This window comes from Micromonospora sp. LOL_025, assembly GCF_048060285.1.
GTDB lineage: Bacteria > Actinomycetota > Actinomycetes > Mycobacteriales > Micromonosporaceae > Micromonospora.
Map to the genome: position 1 here is coordinate 40,253 of NZ_JBHMIR010000001.1, position 16,241 is coordinate 56,493.

Annotated in this window: 14 protein-coding genes; 6 read left to right on the forward strand and 8 right to left on the reverse strand. The window is 72.0% G+C overall.

The window, feature by feature from the left end; genetic code table 11:
• Positions 1-30: 30 nt before the first annotated feature.
• From sufC to ACFHW0_RS00210, 5 genes are read right to left on the reverse strand one after another with little or no spacing between them, the layout of a single operon-like run.
• Positions 31-804 carry a Fe-S cluster assembly ATPase SufC gene (gene sufC, locus ACFHW0_RS00190; protein ID WP_121400692.1) on the reverse strand — a complete coding sequence of 258 codons (774 nt, stop codon included), beginning with the start codon at positions 802-804 and terminating at the stop codon, positions 31-33.
• Positions 804-1,130 carry a non-heme iron oxygenase ferredoxin subunit gene (locus ACFHW0_RS00195; RefSeq protein WP_358090412.1) on the reverse strand — a complete coding sequence of 109 codons (327 nt, stop codon included), beginning with the start codon at positions 1,128-1,130 and terminating at the stop codon, positions 804-806. The genes sufC and ACFHW0_RS00195 overlap by 1 nt, the downstream gene beginning before the upstream one ends.
• The gene (gene sufD, locus ACFHW0_RS00200; protein ID WP_416604622.1) at positions 1,130-2,272 is read right to left on the reverse strand and encodes a Fe-S cluster assembly protein SufD; all 1,143 of its coding nucleotides are present in this window, start codon (positions 2,270-2,272) and stop codon (positions 1,130-1,132) included. Before sufD ends, ACFHW0_RS00195 begins: the two co-directional genes overlap by 1 nt.
• A gap of 52 nt (positions 2,273-2,324) precedes the next feature.
• On the reverse strand, positions 2,325-3,755 hold the full coding sequence (sufB, locus tag ACFHW0_RS00205; protein ID WP_416604624.1) for a Fe-S cluster assembly protein SufB: 1,431 nt from the start codon (positions 3,753-3,755) through the stop codon (positions 2,325-2,327).
• Positions 3,752-4,510: a helix-turn-helix transcriptional regulator gene (locus ACFHW0_RS00210; protein ID WP_416604625.1), complete on the reverse strand. Its 759-nt coding sequence runs from the start codon at positions 4,508-4,510 to the stop codon at positions 3,752-3,754. Before ACFHW0_RS00210 ends, sufB begins: the two co-directional genes overlap by 4 nt.
• A 98-nt stretch (positions 4,511-4,608) precedes the next feature.
• On the opposite strand from ACFHW0_RS00210, the gene ACFHW0_RS00215 reads away from it, so the two are divergent.
• The gene (locus tag ACFHW0_RS00215) at positions 4,609-5,571 is read left to right on the forward strand and encodes a COX15/CtaA family protein (RefSeq protein WP_416604627.1); all 963 of its coding nucleotides are present in this window, start codon (positions 4,609-4,611) and stop codon (positions 5,569-5,571) included.
• A gap of 14 nt (positions 5,572-5,585) precedes the next feature.
• Here ACFHW0_RS00215 and ACFHW0_RS00220 read toward each other — a convergent pair whose 3' ends face one another.
• From ACFHW0_RS00220 to ACFHW0_RS00230, 3 genes are all read right to left on the reverse strand, one after another.
• Positions 5,586-6,509, reverse strand: a complete 924-nt coding sequence (locus tag ACFHW0_RS00220) for an ATP-grasp domain-containing protein (protein WP_416604628.1) — start codon at positions 6,507-6,509, stop codon at positions 5,586-5,588.
• Between the two features lie 6 nt (positions 6,510-6,515).
• Positions 6,516-6,848 carry a hypothetical protein gene (locus tag ACFHW0_RS00225; RefSeq protein WP_416604629.1) on the reverse strand — a complete coding sequence of 111 codons (333 nt, stop codon included), beginning with the start codon at positions 6,846-6,848 and terminating at the stop codon, positions 6,516-6,518.
• Between the two features lie 335 nt (positions 6,849-7,183).
• Positions 7,184-8,143 carry a heme o synthase gene (locus ACFHW0_RS00230; RefSeq protein ID WP_416604630.1) on the reverse strand — a complete coding sequence of 320 codons (960 nt, stop codon included), beginning with the start codon at positions 8,141-8,143 and terminating at the stop codon, positions 7,184-7,186.
• Positions 8,144-8,408: 265 nt separating this feature from the next.
• Between ACFHW0_RS00230 and tkt the strand changes: the two genes are divergently transcribed.
• From tkt to ACFHW0_RS00255, 5 genes are all read left to right on the forward strand, one after another.
• Positions 8,409-10,547: a transketolase gene (tkt, locus tag ACFHW0_RS00235; protein ID WP_416604632.1), complete on the forward strand. Its 2,139-nt coding sequence runs from the start codon at positions 8,409-8,411 to the stop codon at positions 10,545-10,547.
• Between the two features lie 16 nt (positions 10,548-10,563).
• The gene (tal, locus tag ACFHW0_RS00240; protein ID WP_416604634.1) at positions 10,564-11,742 is read left to right on the forward strand and encodes a transaldolase; all 1,179 of its coding nucleotides are present in this window, start codon (positions 10,564-10,566) and stop codon (positions 11,740-11,742) included.
• Positions 11,743-11,818: 76 nt separating this feature from the next.
• Entirely contained in the window at positions 11,819-13,468 is a 1,650-nt protein-coding gene (locus tag ACFHW0_RS00245; RefSeq protein ID WP_416604635.1) for a glucose-6-phosphate isomerase, read from the forward strand.
• Between the two features lie 2 nt (positions 13,469-13,470).
• Entirely contained in the window at positions 13,471-15,021 is a 1,551-nt protein-coding gene (zwf, locus tag ACFHW0_RS00250) for a glucose-6-phosphate dehydrogenase (RefSeq protein ID WP_416604637.1), read from the forward strand.
• Between the two features lie 151 nt (positions 15,022-15,172).
• Entirely contained in the window at positions 15,173-16,189 is a 1,017-nt protein-coding gene (locus ACFHW0_RS00255) for a glucose-6-phosphate dehydrogenase assembly protein OpcA (protein ID WP_416604639.1), read from the forward strand.
• The last annotated feature ends 52 nt before the right edge of the window (positions 16,190-16,241 follow it).

Genomic DNA, 16,241 nt, shown 5'->3' on the forward strand with positions numbered 1-16,241 from the left:
CGACCGGCCCACCCATTCTTTCCAGAGGAGTCAGGCCCGCGCCGCGCCGGCTCCGGCGGCGTACCGCTCGTAGCCCTCTTCCTCGAGCTTGTCGGCCAGCTCCGGGCCGCCCTGCTCGACGATCCGGCCGGCGACGAAGACGTGCACGAAGTCCGGCTTGATGTAGCGCAGGATCCGGGTGTAGTGGGTGATCAGCAGCATGCCGGTGTCGCCGGTGTCGCGAACGCGGTTCACGCCCTCGCTGACCACGCGCAGCGCGTCCACGTCGAGGCCGGAGTCGGTCTCGTCGAGGATGGCGATCTTCGGCTTGAGCAGCTCCAGCTGCACGATCTCGTGCCGCTTCTTCTCACCGCCGGAGAAGCCCTCGTTGACGTTGCGCTGGGCGAACGCCGGGTCCATCTGGAGGCGCTCCATGGCCCCGCGCAGCTCGCCGCCCCAGGTGCGCAGCTTGGGCGCCTGGCCGTCGATGGCGGTCTTGGCGGTACGCAGGAAGTTCGCCACCGAGACGCCGGGGACCTCGACCGGGTACTGCATGGCCAGGAAGAGGCCGGCGCGCGCCCGCTCGTCCACGGACAGGGCCAGCACGTCCTCGCCGTCGAGGGTCACCGAGCCGCCGGTGATCTCGTACTTGGGGTGGCCGGCGATCGAGTAGGCCAGGGTGGACTTGCCGGAGCCGTTCGGGCCCATGATCGCGTGGGTCTCGCCCGAGCGGACGGTCAGGTCGACACCGGCCAGGATCGGCTTGAGCTCACCCTCGGGCAGCTTGACCGACACCTTCAGGTCGCGGATCTCCAGGGTGCTCATTATCGGGTCACTCCATTGCTCGGCGTGAGACTGACGTAGATGTCGCCGTCTCGGACTTCGACGGGATAGACGGGAACGGGTTCGGTGGCGGGCAGCCCGGTCGGCTCGCCGGTCCTCAGGTCGAAACGGGATCCGTGCAGCCAGCATTCCAGCGTGCAGCCGGAGACCTCCCCCTCGGAGAGGGCGACCGCGGCGTGCGAGCACTCGTCGTAGGCGGCGTAGAAGACGCCGTCCTCGCCGTGCACCAGCGCGATCGGGGTGCCGTCGACGTCCGCGCTGACCACGGTGCCCTTCGGCACGTCCTCGGTGGAGCAGAGGCGGATCATCAGGCGCCGGCCTTGGTGAGCCGGGCCTCGATGGCGTCCCCCAGGCGCTCACGCAGCGACTCGACCGGGATCTTGTTGATCAGCTCGGCGAAGAAGCCGCGGACCACCAGGCGCCGCGCCTCGGACTCCGGGATGCCCCGGGCCATCAGGTAGAACAGCTGCTCGTCGTCGAAGCGGCCGGTCGCGCTCGCGTGCCCGGCGCCGGCGATCTCGCCGGTCTCGATCTCCAGATTGGGTACGGAGTCCGCCCGCGCGCCGTCGGTCAGCAGCAGGTTCCGGTTGATCTCGTACGTGTCGGTGCCGGTCGCCTCGGCGCGGATCAGCACGTCGCCCACCCAGACGGTGCGCGCGCTCTCGCCCTGCAGGGCGCCGCGGTAGCCGACGTAGCTGCGGCAGTCAGGCACGGTGTGGTCGACCAGCTGGCGGTGTTCCAGGTGCTGCCCCGAGTCGGCGAAGTAGAGGCCGTACAGCTCGGCCTCGCCGCCCCGGTCGGTGTATTCCACCGAGGTGTACTGCCGGACCAGGTCGCCGCCGAGGGATACCTGGACGTGCACCACCTTCGCGTCGCGGCCCAACCGGACCCGCAGGTGCTGGGCCTGGACGGCGTCGTCGGCCCAGTCGGCGACGGTGACCAGGGTCAGCTTCGCCCCGTCGGCCACGGCCACCTCGACGTTGTCGGCCAGCGTGGCCGAACCGACGTGCTCCACCACCAGGGTCACCTCGGCGAACCGGCCCACCTCGACGAAGGTGTGCCCGAAGGCGAGGCCCTCGGCGCTCTCGCCGACCACCCGCAGGCTCACCGGCTCGGCCACCACGGCGTCGCGGGCGACCTGGACCAGCAGGGCCTGACCGGCCCCGCCGTAGGCCAGCGCGCTGACCCGGTCGACCGGGGTGAGCACGCTGCCCACCCGGGGGTCGTCGGAGCCGATCCGCCCGACGGTGACGCCCTCGGGCAGGTCGCCGTGCTCGTGGCGGACCGTGCCGGTGGCGGCCTGCGCCGCGCCGACCAGCCCGCGCAACCGCTTGAGCGGGGTGAAGCGCCACTCCTCCTCCAGGCCGGTGAGGGCCGGGAAGTCGGCGACGTCGTACGAGCGGAGCGCCTGCGACTTGGTGCTGGGCGGCGCGGAAGCCTGGGTAGTCATCTCTTCCTTGGTCTGTTCTACGACGACGGTGTCCTGAACTGGGGCGGCGGCGTCAGCCGACCGCGCCCTCCATCTGGAGCTCGATCAGGCGGTTGAGCTCCAGGGCGTACTCCATCGGGAGTTCCTTGGCGATCGGCTCGATGAAGCCGCGAACGATCATCGCCATCGCCTCGTCCTCGCTCAGGCCCCGGCTCATCAGGTAGAAGAGCTGGTCGTCGCTGATCTTCGAGACGGTCGCCTCGTGCCCCATCGACACGTCGTCCTCGCGGATGTCGACGTACGGGTAGGTGTCCGAGCGGGAGATGGTGTCGACCAGCAGCGCGTCGCACTTGACCGTGCTGCGGCTGCTGTGCGAGCCCTCCAGCACCTGGACCAGGCCGCGGTACGACGTGCGGCCGCCGCCCCGGGCGATCGACTTGGAGATGATCGTCGAGGAGGTGTGCGGCGCGGCGTGCACCATCTTGGCGCCGGCGTCCTGGTGCTGCCCCTCGCCGGCCATGGCCACCGAGAGCACCTCGCCCTTGGCGTGCTCGCCGGTCATGTAGACCGCCGGGTACTTCATGGTGACCTTGGAGCCGATGTTGCCGTCGACCCACTCCATGGTCGCGCCCTCGTGGCAGACGGCACGCTTGGTGACCAGGTTGTAGACGTTGTTCGACCAGTTCTGGATGGTCGTGTAGCGGCACCGGGCGTTCTTCTTGACGATGATCTCCACGACCGCGCTGTGCAGCGAGTCGGAGGAGTACAGCGGCGCGGTGCAGCCCTCGACGTAGTGCACGTACGCGCCCTCGTCGACGATGATCAGCGTCCGCTCGAACTGGCCCATGTTCTCCGTGTTGATCCGGAAGTAGGCCTGCAACGGGATCTCCACGTGCACGCCCTTCGGCACGTAGATGAACGAGCCGCCGGACCACACGGAGGTGTTCAGCGCGGCGAACTTGTTGTCGCCGACCGGGATCACCGTGCCGAAGTACTCCTTGAAGACGTCCTCGTGCTCGCGCAGCGCGGTGTCGGTGTCGAGGAAGATGACGCCCTGCTCCTCGAGGTCCTCGCGGATCTTGTGGTAGACGACCTCGGACTCGTACTGCGCCGCGACACCGGCGACCAGCCGCTGCTTCTCCGCCTCGGGGATGCCCAGCCGGTCGTAGGTGTTCTTGATGTCCTCGGGCAGGTCCTCCCAGCTGGTGGCCTGCTTCTCCGTGGACCGCACGAAGTACTTGATGTTGTCGAAGTCGATCCCGGTGAGGTCGGCGCCCCAGGCCGGCATCGGCTTGCGGCCGAACAGCCGCAGGCCCTTCAGCCGCAGGTCGAGCATCCAGGCCGGCTCGTTCTTCTTGGCCGAGATGTCCCGCACCACCGCCTCGCTGAGGCCGCGCTGGGCGACCGCCCCGGCGACGTCCGGGTCGGCCCAGCCGTACTCGTAGCGACCCAGGGCGGCGAGCTGCTCTTCCTGCGTCAGGGGCTGGACGATCTGCTCGGTCATCTATCTGTCCTCACAGTGGTGACGGTCTTACCGGAACGGGCACGCCCCGGCTGGGTGGGAATGTGCGTGGTACACACTCCGTCGCCGTGCGCGATGGTGGCCAGGCGCTGCACGTGGGTGCCGACCAGGCGGGAGATCACCGCGGTCTCGGCCTCGCACAGCTGGGGAAACTCGGCGGCCACGTGCGCCACCGGGCAGTGGTGCTGACAGAGCTGACCACCGGTGGCGATCGTGGACGCGTTCGCAGCGTAACCCTCGGCGGTCAGCGCTCCGGCGAGGGCCTCGGCCCGCGCGAGCGGGTCGTCGCCGGCGTCCTCCATGGCGGCCCGGCAGCGGGTCTCCAGCGCGGCGACCTGGTCCGTGGCGAACGCCTCGACCGCCGCGGCGCCGCCGTTTCGGGCGATCCAACGCAGCGCGGCGGTGGCCATGTTGTCGTAGTGGTGGGTGCCGCAGCGGACCCGGGCCGCGTCGGTCAGCACGAAGACCTTCGCCGGCCGGCCCCGGCCGCGGTGGCCCCGGACGGTCTGCTCGCGGGCGACGACGTCGCCGTCGGCGAGCATCGCGTCGAGGTGCCGGCGGATCGCGGCCGGGCTGAGCCCGAGTGCCGAGCCGAGCTGCGCGGCGGTGGTCGCGCCCTGCTCCAGCAGCAGCTGGGTGACCCGGTCACGGGTGGAGAGGTCCGCGACGGACGCGGACTGACCGGCGGCCGGAACGACCGCCGGCTGGTGCCCGGAGAGCGCCGCCGCGTTTTTCACAACGCCAACGTTACGTAATTCGTCCGGGGCCCGCAAACCCGGGCCCCGGTGATCCGAACCACCGCACGGACGGAGTCACCCGATCGTGCTCCACTACGGTGCGTAGGATTTGCGCCGTGAAGCGACCCGTCCGGTTCCCGGTCTCCACCACACTGCTGCGCCGTCTCGCGCTCGCCTCGATCATCGCGAACGTGGGCATCGTCGTCACCGGCGGGGCCGTCCGGCTCACCGCGTCCGGTCTCGGCTGCCCCACGTGGCCCAGGTGCACCGACGACTCGTACGTCACGACCTCGGAGATGGGCGTGCACGGGGTGATCGAGTTCGGCAACCGCCTGCTCACCTTCGCGGTCGGCGTCATCGCGCTGGCGGTGCTGGTGGCCGTGCTGCTGCACCTCCCCCGGCGCCGGGAGCTGATCCCGCTCGCGGTCGCCGTGCTCTTCGGCATCCCGGCCCAGGCGGTCGTCGGCGGCATCACCGTGCTCACCAACCTCAACCCGTGGGTGGTCGGCCTGCACTTCCTCGCCTCGATGCTGGTGATCGCGGCCGCGTACGCGCTCTGGCGGCGGATCAAGGATCCGGCGGGCCCGGCGGTGGCCGTCGTGCCGGCCCCGCTGCGGACCCTGGCCACGCTCACCACCGTGGTCAGCGCGGCCGTGCTCGTGATCGGCACCTGGGTGACCGGCAGCGGCCCACACGCGGGCGACCAGGGTGCGGCCCGCAACGGCCTCGACCCCGAGACCATCTCCCAGGTGCACGCCGACGGCGTCTTCCTGCTCGTCGGCCTGTCCGTGGCGCTGGTCTTCGCCTTCCGCGCGGTCGGCGCGCGGCGCGCGGCGCGGGCCGCCGTGGTGCTGGTGGCGGTCGAACTGGGCCAGGGCGTGATCGGCTTCGTGCAGTACTTCACGAACCTGCCGGCGCTGCTGGTGGGCGCGCACATGCTGGGTTCCTGCCTGGTGCTGCTGGCCACCCTCTCGGTGCAGTGGTCCACCCGCGAGCGCCGCCCGGTCGGGTCGACCCCGGCCCCGGACGCCGCCGACCGGGCCGTCCCGGTCGCCGCCTGAGCTGACCGCGCCGGTCAGCCGGCGGCGCGGCCCAGGTGGGCCAGGATGGCGTCGGCCAGGCGATCGGCGGCTCCGTCGGCGTGGCCGAGGAAGAGCGACGGCTCGGTGAGCTCCAGCTCCACCAGGACCGGTGCGCCGTCCGGGCCGGGGACCAGGTCCACCCGGGCGTAGAGCAGCCGTCCCGGCCCGCCGGGCACCGCCGCGAGGGCCCTGTCCGCCACCGCCAGCTGCTCCGGGGTGGCGGTGCTGGCGGTGATCTCCTCGGGCCGGTACAGCCCGTCGACGCCGAGGTCCGGGCCGGTCAGCATCGGGCCCTTGCGCACGGCGTGGCTGAACGCCGGTCCGCCCGGCCCGGCCAGGAAGAGCAGCGCCGTCTCGCCGGCCGTGTCGACCGCGTCGAGGTACGGCTGCACCATGGCCAGCCGGCCCGCGTCCGTCAGCCGCCGCACGTGCGCCACGGCCAGTTCCCGGTGTTGCGGTTCGGCCAGGTCGTAGCGGCCGGTGTCCCGGCTGCCAAGGCCGACGGCCGGCTTGACGACGTACTCGCCGCGGGCGGCGGACGGCCGCCAACTCTCCCCCGGCGTGACCCAGGACGTCGGCACGGTGCGCACCCCGGCTGCGGACAAGTCGGCCAGGTACCGCTTGTCGGTGTTCCAGCGCACCACGTCGGCCGGGTTGGCCAGGGCGGGCACCCGCGACGCCCAGGCGAGGAACTCGTCGCGGCGCGGCACGTAGTCCCACGGCGAGCGGAGCACCGCCAGGTCGTACGCCGGCCAGTCGGCGGACGGGTCGGCCCAGTCCAGCGCCTCGACGGTCACGCCGCGGCGCGCCAGCGGTTCGAGCAGCAGCCGGTCGTCGGGGTCGAGGTCGGGCAGTTCGGCACAGGTAACGAGAGCGACCCGGGGTTTCCCCCGGGTCGGCTGGTGGTGATCGGTCAAGTTATGTCAACGGGCCATCGTGCGCCGGGCCATCGACCGCCACAGGTCGTTGCTCGGACGCATCTGGTCCATCAGTTCACGCTCCCAGGCGTTCTCGACGGTGACTCCCGCCTTCGCGCAGGCATCCCGCGCCACGACGGTGTCGTCGGCGAACTGGTCGCCCCACACCCCGTCCTCGCCCACGAGGACGATGCGCGCGCCACGCTTGCCGACGTACTCGATGACCGCCTTCGCCCCGCCGTGACCGGCGGCGAACGACTTGATGCCCGCGACCAGGCCCTGCGGGGCCTGCCCGGAGGTCTGCTCGGCCGTCAGCGTCGTATCGGAACCTTCTGCCATGACGGGAAGCGTAAGCAGACTTCCACCCGGGCGGGCGAGAACCATGAAGCTTTTGTGATGCCAATTACCCGCAGGTTTAAGGAGAACCACAGGCAATATGCACGGCCTTGTCCGGACTTATCCCTCCAATCCGCCGCCCCGAACCGGGCCGGCCCGGGGCATCCGAGCGGTTCCGGACCCATACCGACGGCGTCGCCGATGTGACAAGAAACCCGGACAAGCCATACAGCATGATGATTTTTTGGTACGGCCTCCGACCGCCCGGACCGGGCGGACGCGTCAGGCCGGGACCCGGCTCGGCGCGGCGGCCCGTCCGGATCGGGGGCGCCGCCCGGTCAGATCAGCGCGTCGAGCGCGACGGCGGCGAAGAGGATGGTCAGGTAGGTCGTCGACCAGTGGAACAGCCGCATCGGCTTGACGGCCTGCCCCCGCGCCACCCGCCGGGCGAGCTTGTGCGCCTCCACCACGAAGATGGCGCCGACCACCACGGCCGGCACGCCGTAGATGAGGCTCATCCCCAGCGGCCACACGGCCAGCGAGGACGCCACGGTCAGCCAGGCGAAGCCGATGATCTCGGCGTTGACCCGCCGCGTGGAGGCCACCACCGGCAGCATCGGGATGCCGGCCCGGGCGTAGTCGTCCTTGTACTTCATCGCCAGCGGGTAGAAGTGCGGCATCTGCCAGAAGAAGACCACCGCGAACAGCGCCCACGCGGCCGGGGCGAGCGTCCCGGTCACCGCCGCCCAGCCGATCAGCACCGGCGCCGCCCCGCAGGCCCCGCCCCAGAACGTGTTGGCCGTCGTGGTCCGCTTCAGCCAGAGGGTGTAGACGACGTCGTAGTAGACGATCGCGGCCAGCGTGAGCCCGGCGGCCAGCAGGTTGGTGAACGCCGCCATCATCGCGACCGACACCGCCGCCAGCACCAGCCCGAAGACCAACGCGTTACGCGGTGTCACGGTGTGCGCCGGCAGCGGGCGACGCTTGGTGCGCCGCATCAGCTGGTCGATGTCCCGGTCGATGTAGCAGTTGATGACGCTCGCCGCGCCCGCGGCGAGCGATCCGCCGACCAGCACCACGGCCACCAGCCAGAGCGACGGCAGGCCGCCGTCCGCGAGCATCATCGCCGGCACCGTGGTGACGAGCAGCAGCTCCACGATCCGCGGCTTGGTCAGCGTCACGTAGGCCGCGACCACCGCGCGGACGTCCCGGCGGGCCACCGCCGGGGTCTCCGCCGCAGTCCGCACCGGCGGCTGCCCGGCGGAGTTGCTGACGGGGCGCTCGGTGATCATGCTCACGGATTGCCACCTTCCGGCGTCGGCAGGGGAGGTCGGATCGGCCGGACCCGACTGGGGCCACACACCGCACCACAGACTACGCGTCGTCGTTTTGGCTGCCCGGGCGACCCGACAACGGTGCGGGCCGTCACACCGTCGTGGGTGTGACCGCCACCGGCGCGGACCAGTACAGACCGGCATGCAGAGATCCCTGGGCGGACGTTTAGGACCGCTCGATAGGGTCATCACTGAGGGTTCCGCCCATCTGCCGAGGAGCACAACCATCGTGGCTGCCAACCGACCCGAGCACCCCGCACTCAACTGGTCCGACCTCGACCGCCGGGCCGTCGACACCGTCCGCGTGCTGGCCATGGACGCCGTGGAGAAATCCGGCAACGGCCACCCGGGCACCGCGATGAGCCTCGCGCCCGCGGCCTACCTGCTCTTCAACCGGGTCATGCGGCACAACCCGGCCGACCCGAACTGGCCCGGCCGGGACCGCTTCGTGCTCTCCGCGGGCCACTCCAGCCTCACCCTCTACATCCAGCTCTTCCTCTCCGGCTACCCGCTGGCCCTGCAGGACCTGGAGTCGCTGCGGCAGTGGGGCTCGCTGACCCCGGGCCACCCCGAGCACGGGCACACCCCCGGCGTGGAGACCACCACCGGGCCGCTCGGGCAGGGCCTCGGCAACGCGGTCGGCATGGCGATGGCGGCCCGCCGCGAGCGCGGCCTGTTCGACCCGGAGGCGGAGCCGGGCCGGTCGGTCTTCGACCACGACATCTGGTGCATCGTCTCCGACGGCGACATCGAGGAGGGCATCAGCCACGAGGCCAGCGCCCTCGCCGGGCACCAGCAGCTCGGCAACCTCACGGTGATCTACGACGACAACGAGATCTCCATCGAGGACGACACCCGGATCGCCAAGAGCGAGGACGTCGCGGCCCGCTACGAGGCGTACGGCTGGCACGTGCAGACCGTCGACTGGCGTGCCGGCGACGCCGACCAGGGCGACTACCACGAGGACGTCGAGGCCCTGCACCGGGCGCTGCTGGCGGCGAAGGCCGAGACCGGCCGCCCCTCCTTCATCGCGCTGCGCACCATCATCGGCTGGCCCGCCCCCAACAAGAAGAACACCGGCAAGATCCACGGTTCGGCGCTGGGCGCCGACGAGGTGGCCGCCACCAAGCAGCTCCTCGGCTTCGACCCGGCGCGGACCTTCGAGGTCGACGAGGAGATGCTCGGCCACGCCCGCGCGGTGATGGAGCGCGGCGCCCGGGCCCAGCAGGAGTGGACGACGGCGTTCGACGCCTGGGCGAAGGCCAACCCGGAGCGCCACGCGCTCTACGACCGGATGGCCGGGCGGATCCTGCCGAGCGGCTGGACCGAGGCGCTGCCGGAGTTCCCGGCCGACGCCAAGGGCATCGCCACCCGGGCCGCCTCCGGCAAGGTCCTGGAGGCGCTCGCCGGAGTGCTGCCGGAGCTGTGGGGCGGCTCGGCCGACCTCGCGGAGAGCAACAACACCACCATGAAGGGCGAGCCGTCGTTCGTCCCGGCCGTCCACGCCACCAAGGACTTCCCCGGCCACGAATACGGTCGCACCCTCCACTTCGGCATCCGTGAGCACGCCATGGGCGCGATCCTCAACGGCATCGCCCTGCACGGCGGCACCCGCCCGTACGGCGGCACCTTCCTGGTGTTCAGCGACTACATGCGCCCGTCGGTGCGGCTCGCCGCGCTGATGAAGCTGCCGGTGGTCTACGTCTGGACGCACGACTCGATCGGCCTCGGCGAGGACGGCCCCACGCACCAGCCGGTGGAGCACCTGAGCGCGCTGCGCGCCATCCCCGGCCTGGACGTGGTCCGGCCGGCCGACGCCAACGAGACGGCCTGGGCCTGGCGGCAGGCCCTGGAGCACACCGACCGGCCGACCGCGCTGGCGCTGAGCCGGCAGGCGCTGCCGACGCTGGACCGCTCGGTCCTGGCCGGCGCCGAGGGCGTGGCGAAGGGCGGCTACGTGCTCGCCGATGCGTCCAACGGCAAGCCGCAGGTGATCCTCATCGGCACCGGCTCCGAGGTGCAGCTCTGCCTGACCGCCCGCGACCGGCTGGAGGCCGACGGCACCCCGACCCGGGTCGTCTCGATGCCGTGCCAGGAGTGGTTCTTCGAGCAGGACGAGGCGTACCGGGAGTCGGTGCTGCCGCGCGGGGTAAAGGCTCGGGTGAGCGTGGAGGCGGGCATCAGCATGTCCTGGCACGGCATCGTCGGCGACTGCGGCGAGAGCGTCAGCCTGGAGCACTACGGCGCGAGCGCCCCGCACTCCGTGCTCTTCGAGCAGTTCGGCTTCACGCCCGACCGGATCGTGGCCGCCGCGCACGCGGCGCTGACCCGGATGGGCGACATCACCGGTTTCACGACCGGCAACTGAGGGGAGCGTGGACGGTATGACGGACAGGCTTAGTGAACTCACCGCCGCAGGCGTGGCGGTCTGGCTCGACGACCTTTCCCGGGTACGGCTGTCCTCCGGCGGGCTGGACCAGCTCCGCCGGGAGAAGCACGTGGCCGGGGTGACCACCAACCCGACGATCTTCGCCAAGGCGCTGAGCGACGCCGACGAGTACGACTGGCAGCTGCGCGACCTCGCCACCCGTGGGGTGGAGGTCGAGGAGGCCGTACGCATGCTCACCACCTACGACGTGCGGTGGGCCTGCGACGTGATGCGCCCGTCGTACGAGGGCAGCGCCGGGGTCGACGGCCGGGTCTCCATCGAGGTGGACCCCCGGCTGGCCCACGAGAGCGACAAGACCGTCGCCGAGGCCAAGGCGCTGTGGTGGCTCGTCGACCGGCCGAACCTCTTCATCAAGATCCCGGCCACCGAGGCCGGCCTGCGGGCGATCACCGCCACCCTGGCGGAGGGGATCAGCGTCAACGTCACGCTGATCTTCGGGCTGGACCGCTACTCGCAGGTGATGGAGGCGTTCCTGGCCGGCCTGGAGCAGGCGAAGGCGAACGGCCACGACCTGTCGAAGATCGGGTCGGTCGCGTCGTTCTTCGTCTCCCGCGTCGACAGCGAGGTCGACAAGCGGCTGGAGAAGCTCGGTTCCGACGAGGCCAAGGCGCTGCGCGGCAAGGCCGCCGTCGCCAACGCCAAGCTGGCGTACGAGCGCTACGGCGAGGTGTTCTCCTCGGACCGCTGGCAGGCCCTCGCGGACGCCGGCGCCCACCCGCAGCGGCCCCTGTGGGCCTCCACCTCGACCAAGAACCCGGACTACCGGGACGTCATCTACGTCGAGGAGCTGATCGCCCCCGGCACGGTCAACACCATGCCGGAGCCGGTCGTGCACGCGTACGCCGACCACGGCGAGACCCGCGGCGACACCATCACCGGCTCGTACGACGAGGCCCGCAAGGTCTTCGCGGACCTGGAGTCGGTCGGGATCGACATGGCCGACGTCATCGAGACCCTGGAGCGCGAGGGCGTGGAGAAGTTCGAGACCAGCTGGCAGGAACTGCTCGACGGCGTCCGCAAGTCGCTGTCGGCCGCGGGCCGGGGCGCAGACCACCCGGGCGACGCCGCGAAGGGCAACGCGCAGGCCGCGCAGCAGGCGGGAGGAAACGCGTGAGCGAGCGTAGCGAGCGAACCATCAGGCTCAGCAGTGCGGCGCCTCGCGCCGCCGCCGAGCGGAGCGAGGTGGCGGCGTGAGCGATCTGCTCGCCGGGGCGGTCGAGGCCGCCGCCGGGCTCTCCGTGCACGGGGCCGACACGGTCGACAGGTCGGCTCCCGCCTCCACCCGGGACGCGCTGGTCAGCGCCGGCACGCCGGGCAAACTGGCCGCGAAGGACCCGACCCTGTGGGGTCCGGACGCCGAGGCCGAGGCGAAGATCCGCCTCGGCTGGGTGGACACCCACCTGCGCAGCCGGGAGCTGCTGCCCCAGCTCGCCGAGCTGAAGGCGGAGCTGGCCGACCTGGACCACGTCGTGCTCGCCGGGATGGGCGGCTCGTCGCTGGCCCCCGAGGTCATCGCCCGCACCCTCGGCAAGCAGCTGACGGTGCTCGACACCACCGACCCGGGGCAGGTCCGGGCGGCGCTGGCCGACCGGCTGGAGCGCACCGTGGTCGTGGTGGCCAGCAAGTCCGGTTCGACCGTCGAGACCGACAGCCACCGCCGGGCGTACTGGCAGGCGTTCCTCGACGCGGGGATGACCGAGGCGGAGGCCGGCCGGCACTTCGTCGTCGTCACCGACCCCGGCTCGCCGCTGGAGGCCACCGCCGCCGAGATGGGCGCCTTCACCGTGCTCGCCGACCCGAACGTGGGCGGCCGCTACTCGGCGCTGACCGCGTTCGGGCTGGTCCCGTCGGCGCTGGCCGGCGTCGAGGTGGCCGAGCTGATCGACGAGGCCGACGCGCTGGCGCGGTCGCTGGGCGGGGACCGTGACAACCCGGGCCTGGCGCTCGGCGCGGCGCTCGGCGCGGCGGCCACCATGGGCCGGGACAAGATCGCCCTGATCTCCGACGGCACCGGCATCGAGGGCCTCGGCGACTGGGCCGAGCAGCTGATCGCCGAGTCCACCGGCAAGGCCGGGGTCGGCATCCTGCCGGTCGTCGTGGAGTCGCCGCAGAGCCCCGGGGCCACCGGCGACGACGTGCTCACCGTGACCTACGGCGGCGCGCTGCCCGCCGGCGCCGTCCCCGGCGGCGGCGCCGACGCCGACGTGGCCGTCAACGGCCCGCTCGGCGCGCAGTTCCTCGCCTGGGAGTACGCCACCGCGATCGCCGGCGTGGTGCTCGGCATCGACCCGTTCAACCAGCCCAACGTCACCGAGTCCAAGGAGAACACGAACCGGATCCTCGCCTCCGGTCCGCCGGCGGAGACGCCGTCGTTCACCGAGGGCGCGATCGAGGTGTACGCGCCGCAGGGCGCCCCGGGCGACCTGGCCGGCGTGCTCCGCCAGCTGGTCGACGCGACGGGCGACGACGGCTACCTCGCGGTGATGGCGTACCTCGACCGGTTCGCCGACGCCGACGCGGCCCGGCTGCGGCCGCTGCTGGCCGGTGCCGCCGGACGGCCGGTCACCTTCGGTTGGGGGCCGCGGTTCCTGCACTCCACCGGCCAGTACCACAAGGGCGGCCCGCAGGTCGGCAGCTACCTCCAGCTCACCGGCGCGGTCGCCGACGACCTGCCGGTGCCGGGCCGGCCGTACACCTTCGGTGAGCTGCAGGCGGCGCAGGCCGCCGGCGACCGGCAGGCCCTGGCCGAGCGGAAGCGCCCGCTGGTCCGGCTGCACCTGACCGACCGGTCGGCGGGCGTGGCCCAGCTGCTCGATGCGGTCGGGGCGTTGCGGGCGTGACGATGGGGACCATCGATGACGCGGAGCGAGGAGGCGGCGTGAACCCGCTGCGCGACCCGCAGGACCGCCGGCTGCCGAGGATCCCGGAGCCGTGCGCTCTGGTGATCTTCGGCGTCACCGGTGACCTGGCCCGCAAGAAGCTCCTGCCGGCCGTGTACGACCTGGCGAACCGGGGGCTGCTGCCCCCGGGCTTCGCCGTACTCGGCTTCGCCCGCCGGGACTGGGGCGACGGGGACTTCGAGTCGCTCGCCCACGAGGCCGCCAAGAAGCACGCCCGCACCCCCTGGCGGGAGGAGGTGTGGGCGCGGCTGGTGGGCAACATCAAGTTCGTCGGCGGCTCGTTCGACGACGACGCCGCGTTCGACCACCTCTCCGAGATGCTGGACGAGCTGCGCCAGACCCACGGGATCCCGGGCAACGCCGCCTTCTACTTCTCCATCCCCCCGGCGGCGTTCCCCGTGGTCCTCAAGCAGCTGGCCCGCACCGGGATGGCCGACAACGCCAAGTCCGGCGGCTGGCGCCGGGTGGTGGTGGAGAAGCCCTTCGGGCACGACCTGCCCTCGGCGAAGGCGCTCAACGACCTGGTCGACGACGTCTTCACCCGCGAGGACGTCTTCCGCATCGACCACTACCTGGGCAAGGAGACCGTCCAGAACATCCTCGCCCTGCGGTTCGCCAACAACCTGTTCGAGCCGCTGTGGAACTCCAAGTACGTCGACTCGGTGCAGATCACCATGGCCGAGGACGTCGGCATCGGCACCCGCGCCGGCTTCTACGACTCGGCCGGCGCGGCCCGTGACGTGTTCCAGAACCACCTGCTCCAGTTGCTGGCGCTGGTGGCGATGGAGGAGCCGACGAGCTTCGACGCCGACGAGATCCGCACGGAGAAGCTCAAGGTGCTCCGGGCGATCACCCTGCCGAAGGACGTGGCCGAGGGCACCGTGCGCGGCCAGTACCTGCCCGGCTGGGTGGGCGGCGAGCGTGCCGTCGGATACCTGGAGGAGGAGGGCGTCCCGGAGGACTCGACCACGGAGACCTACGTGGCCGTCCGGCTCGGCATCCAGAACCGCCGCTGGGCGGAGGTGCCGTTCTACATCCGGGCCGGCAAGCGGCTGCCACGGCGGGTCACCGAGGTCGCCATCATGTTCAAGCGGGCGCCGCACCTGCCGTTCAACGAAGCCGACATGGAGTCGCTGGGCAACAACCAGCTCGTGATCCGGGTGCAGCCGGACGAGGGCGTCGTGCTCAAATTCGGCTCCAAGGTGCCCGGCACCACGATGGAGGTCCGCGACATCGCGATGGACTTCCAGTACGGCGAGGCGTTCACCGAGGCCAGCCCCGAGGCGTACGAGCGGCTCGTGCTGGACGTGCTGATCGGCGACCGCACCCTCTTCCCGGACGCCGCCGAGGTCGAGCAGAGCTGGCAGGTGGTGGACCCGCTGGAGCAGGCGTGGGCGGGCACCAGGCCGGAGCCGTACCGGGCCGGCGAGTGGGGCCCCCGGGCCGCTGACGAGATGCTGGCCCGCGAGGGCCGGGCATGGCGGCGGGCGTGAGCGCGAGGAGTGAGCCGGTTCTGCGAGCCCCGCAGTCGCGAACGAAGGCCAGTGCCGTGAGCGCGAGGAGTGAGCCGGTTCTGCGAGCCCCGCAGTCGCGAACGAAGGCAGGTGCCGTGAGCAGCCGCAGCGAGCAAACCAGGAGGCTCCATTGATCGGCCTGTGGGACACCACCGGCAACGAGGTGGTCAAGGCGCTGGCCGCCGAGCGTCGCAGCGCCGGCGGGGTGGCCAGCGGCATGGCGCTCACCCTGATCGTGGTGGTGGACGAGAAGCGGGTCCGCGAGGCGGAGGCGGCGGCGACCATAGCCGCCGCCGCCCACCCCTGCCGCCTGCTGGTGGTGGTCCGCACCGACGTGGAGCGCGAACGCAACCGGCTGGACGCGGAGATCGTCGTCGGCGGCCGGCTCGGCCCGTGCGAGGCGGTGGTCACCCGGATGTACGGGCGGCTGGCCCTGCACGCCGAATCGGTGGTGATGCCGCTGCTGGTGCCGGACGTGCCGGTGGTGACGTGGTGGCACGGCGAGCCGCCGGCCGAGATCGCCACGGACTTCCTCGGCGTGGTGGCCGACCGGCGGATCACCGACTGCGCGCAGTCCGCCGACCCGATCGAGGCGCTGCGCCAGCGGGCCCGGGACTACGCCCCCGGCGACACCGACCTGGCGTGGACCCGGATCACCCCGTGGCGCACGCTCGTGGCGGGGGCGTTCGACACCACCCAGGCCAGGGTGACCGAGGCGACCGTGGTGGCCCCGCCGACCGACCCGACCGCCGCGCTGATGCAGGGCTGGCTGGCCGCGCGGCTGGGCATCGAGCCGGTGTGGGAGCACACCGACGCGTCGCCCCGGATGCGGGAGGTGCAGCTGCGCTGCGCCAACGGCGACACGCTGACGCTGACCCGGGACGACAGCGTGGCGACGTTCCGGCGTACCGGCCAGGAGGACCGGCAGCTGCCGCTCGTCCGCCGGCCGCTGGGCGACGAACTGGCCGAGGAGCTGCGCCGGCTCGACGCCGACCAGGTGTACGCGGAGGCGCTGGGCACGGCGGCCGGGCTGGCCGACCTCGACCAGCGCCCGCCGCAGCGGGTGCACGTCTGGAAGGACCCGGCCACGGCCCAGCGGGCCGAGGCGGGGGTCACCGCGCACGTGGGAACGAGCGCCGAGCGCTGAGCGCCCGACTGCCCGGGGCACCACGGAGGACCGGCCGCGCGGCGGCCGGAGA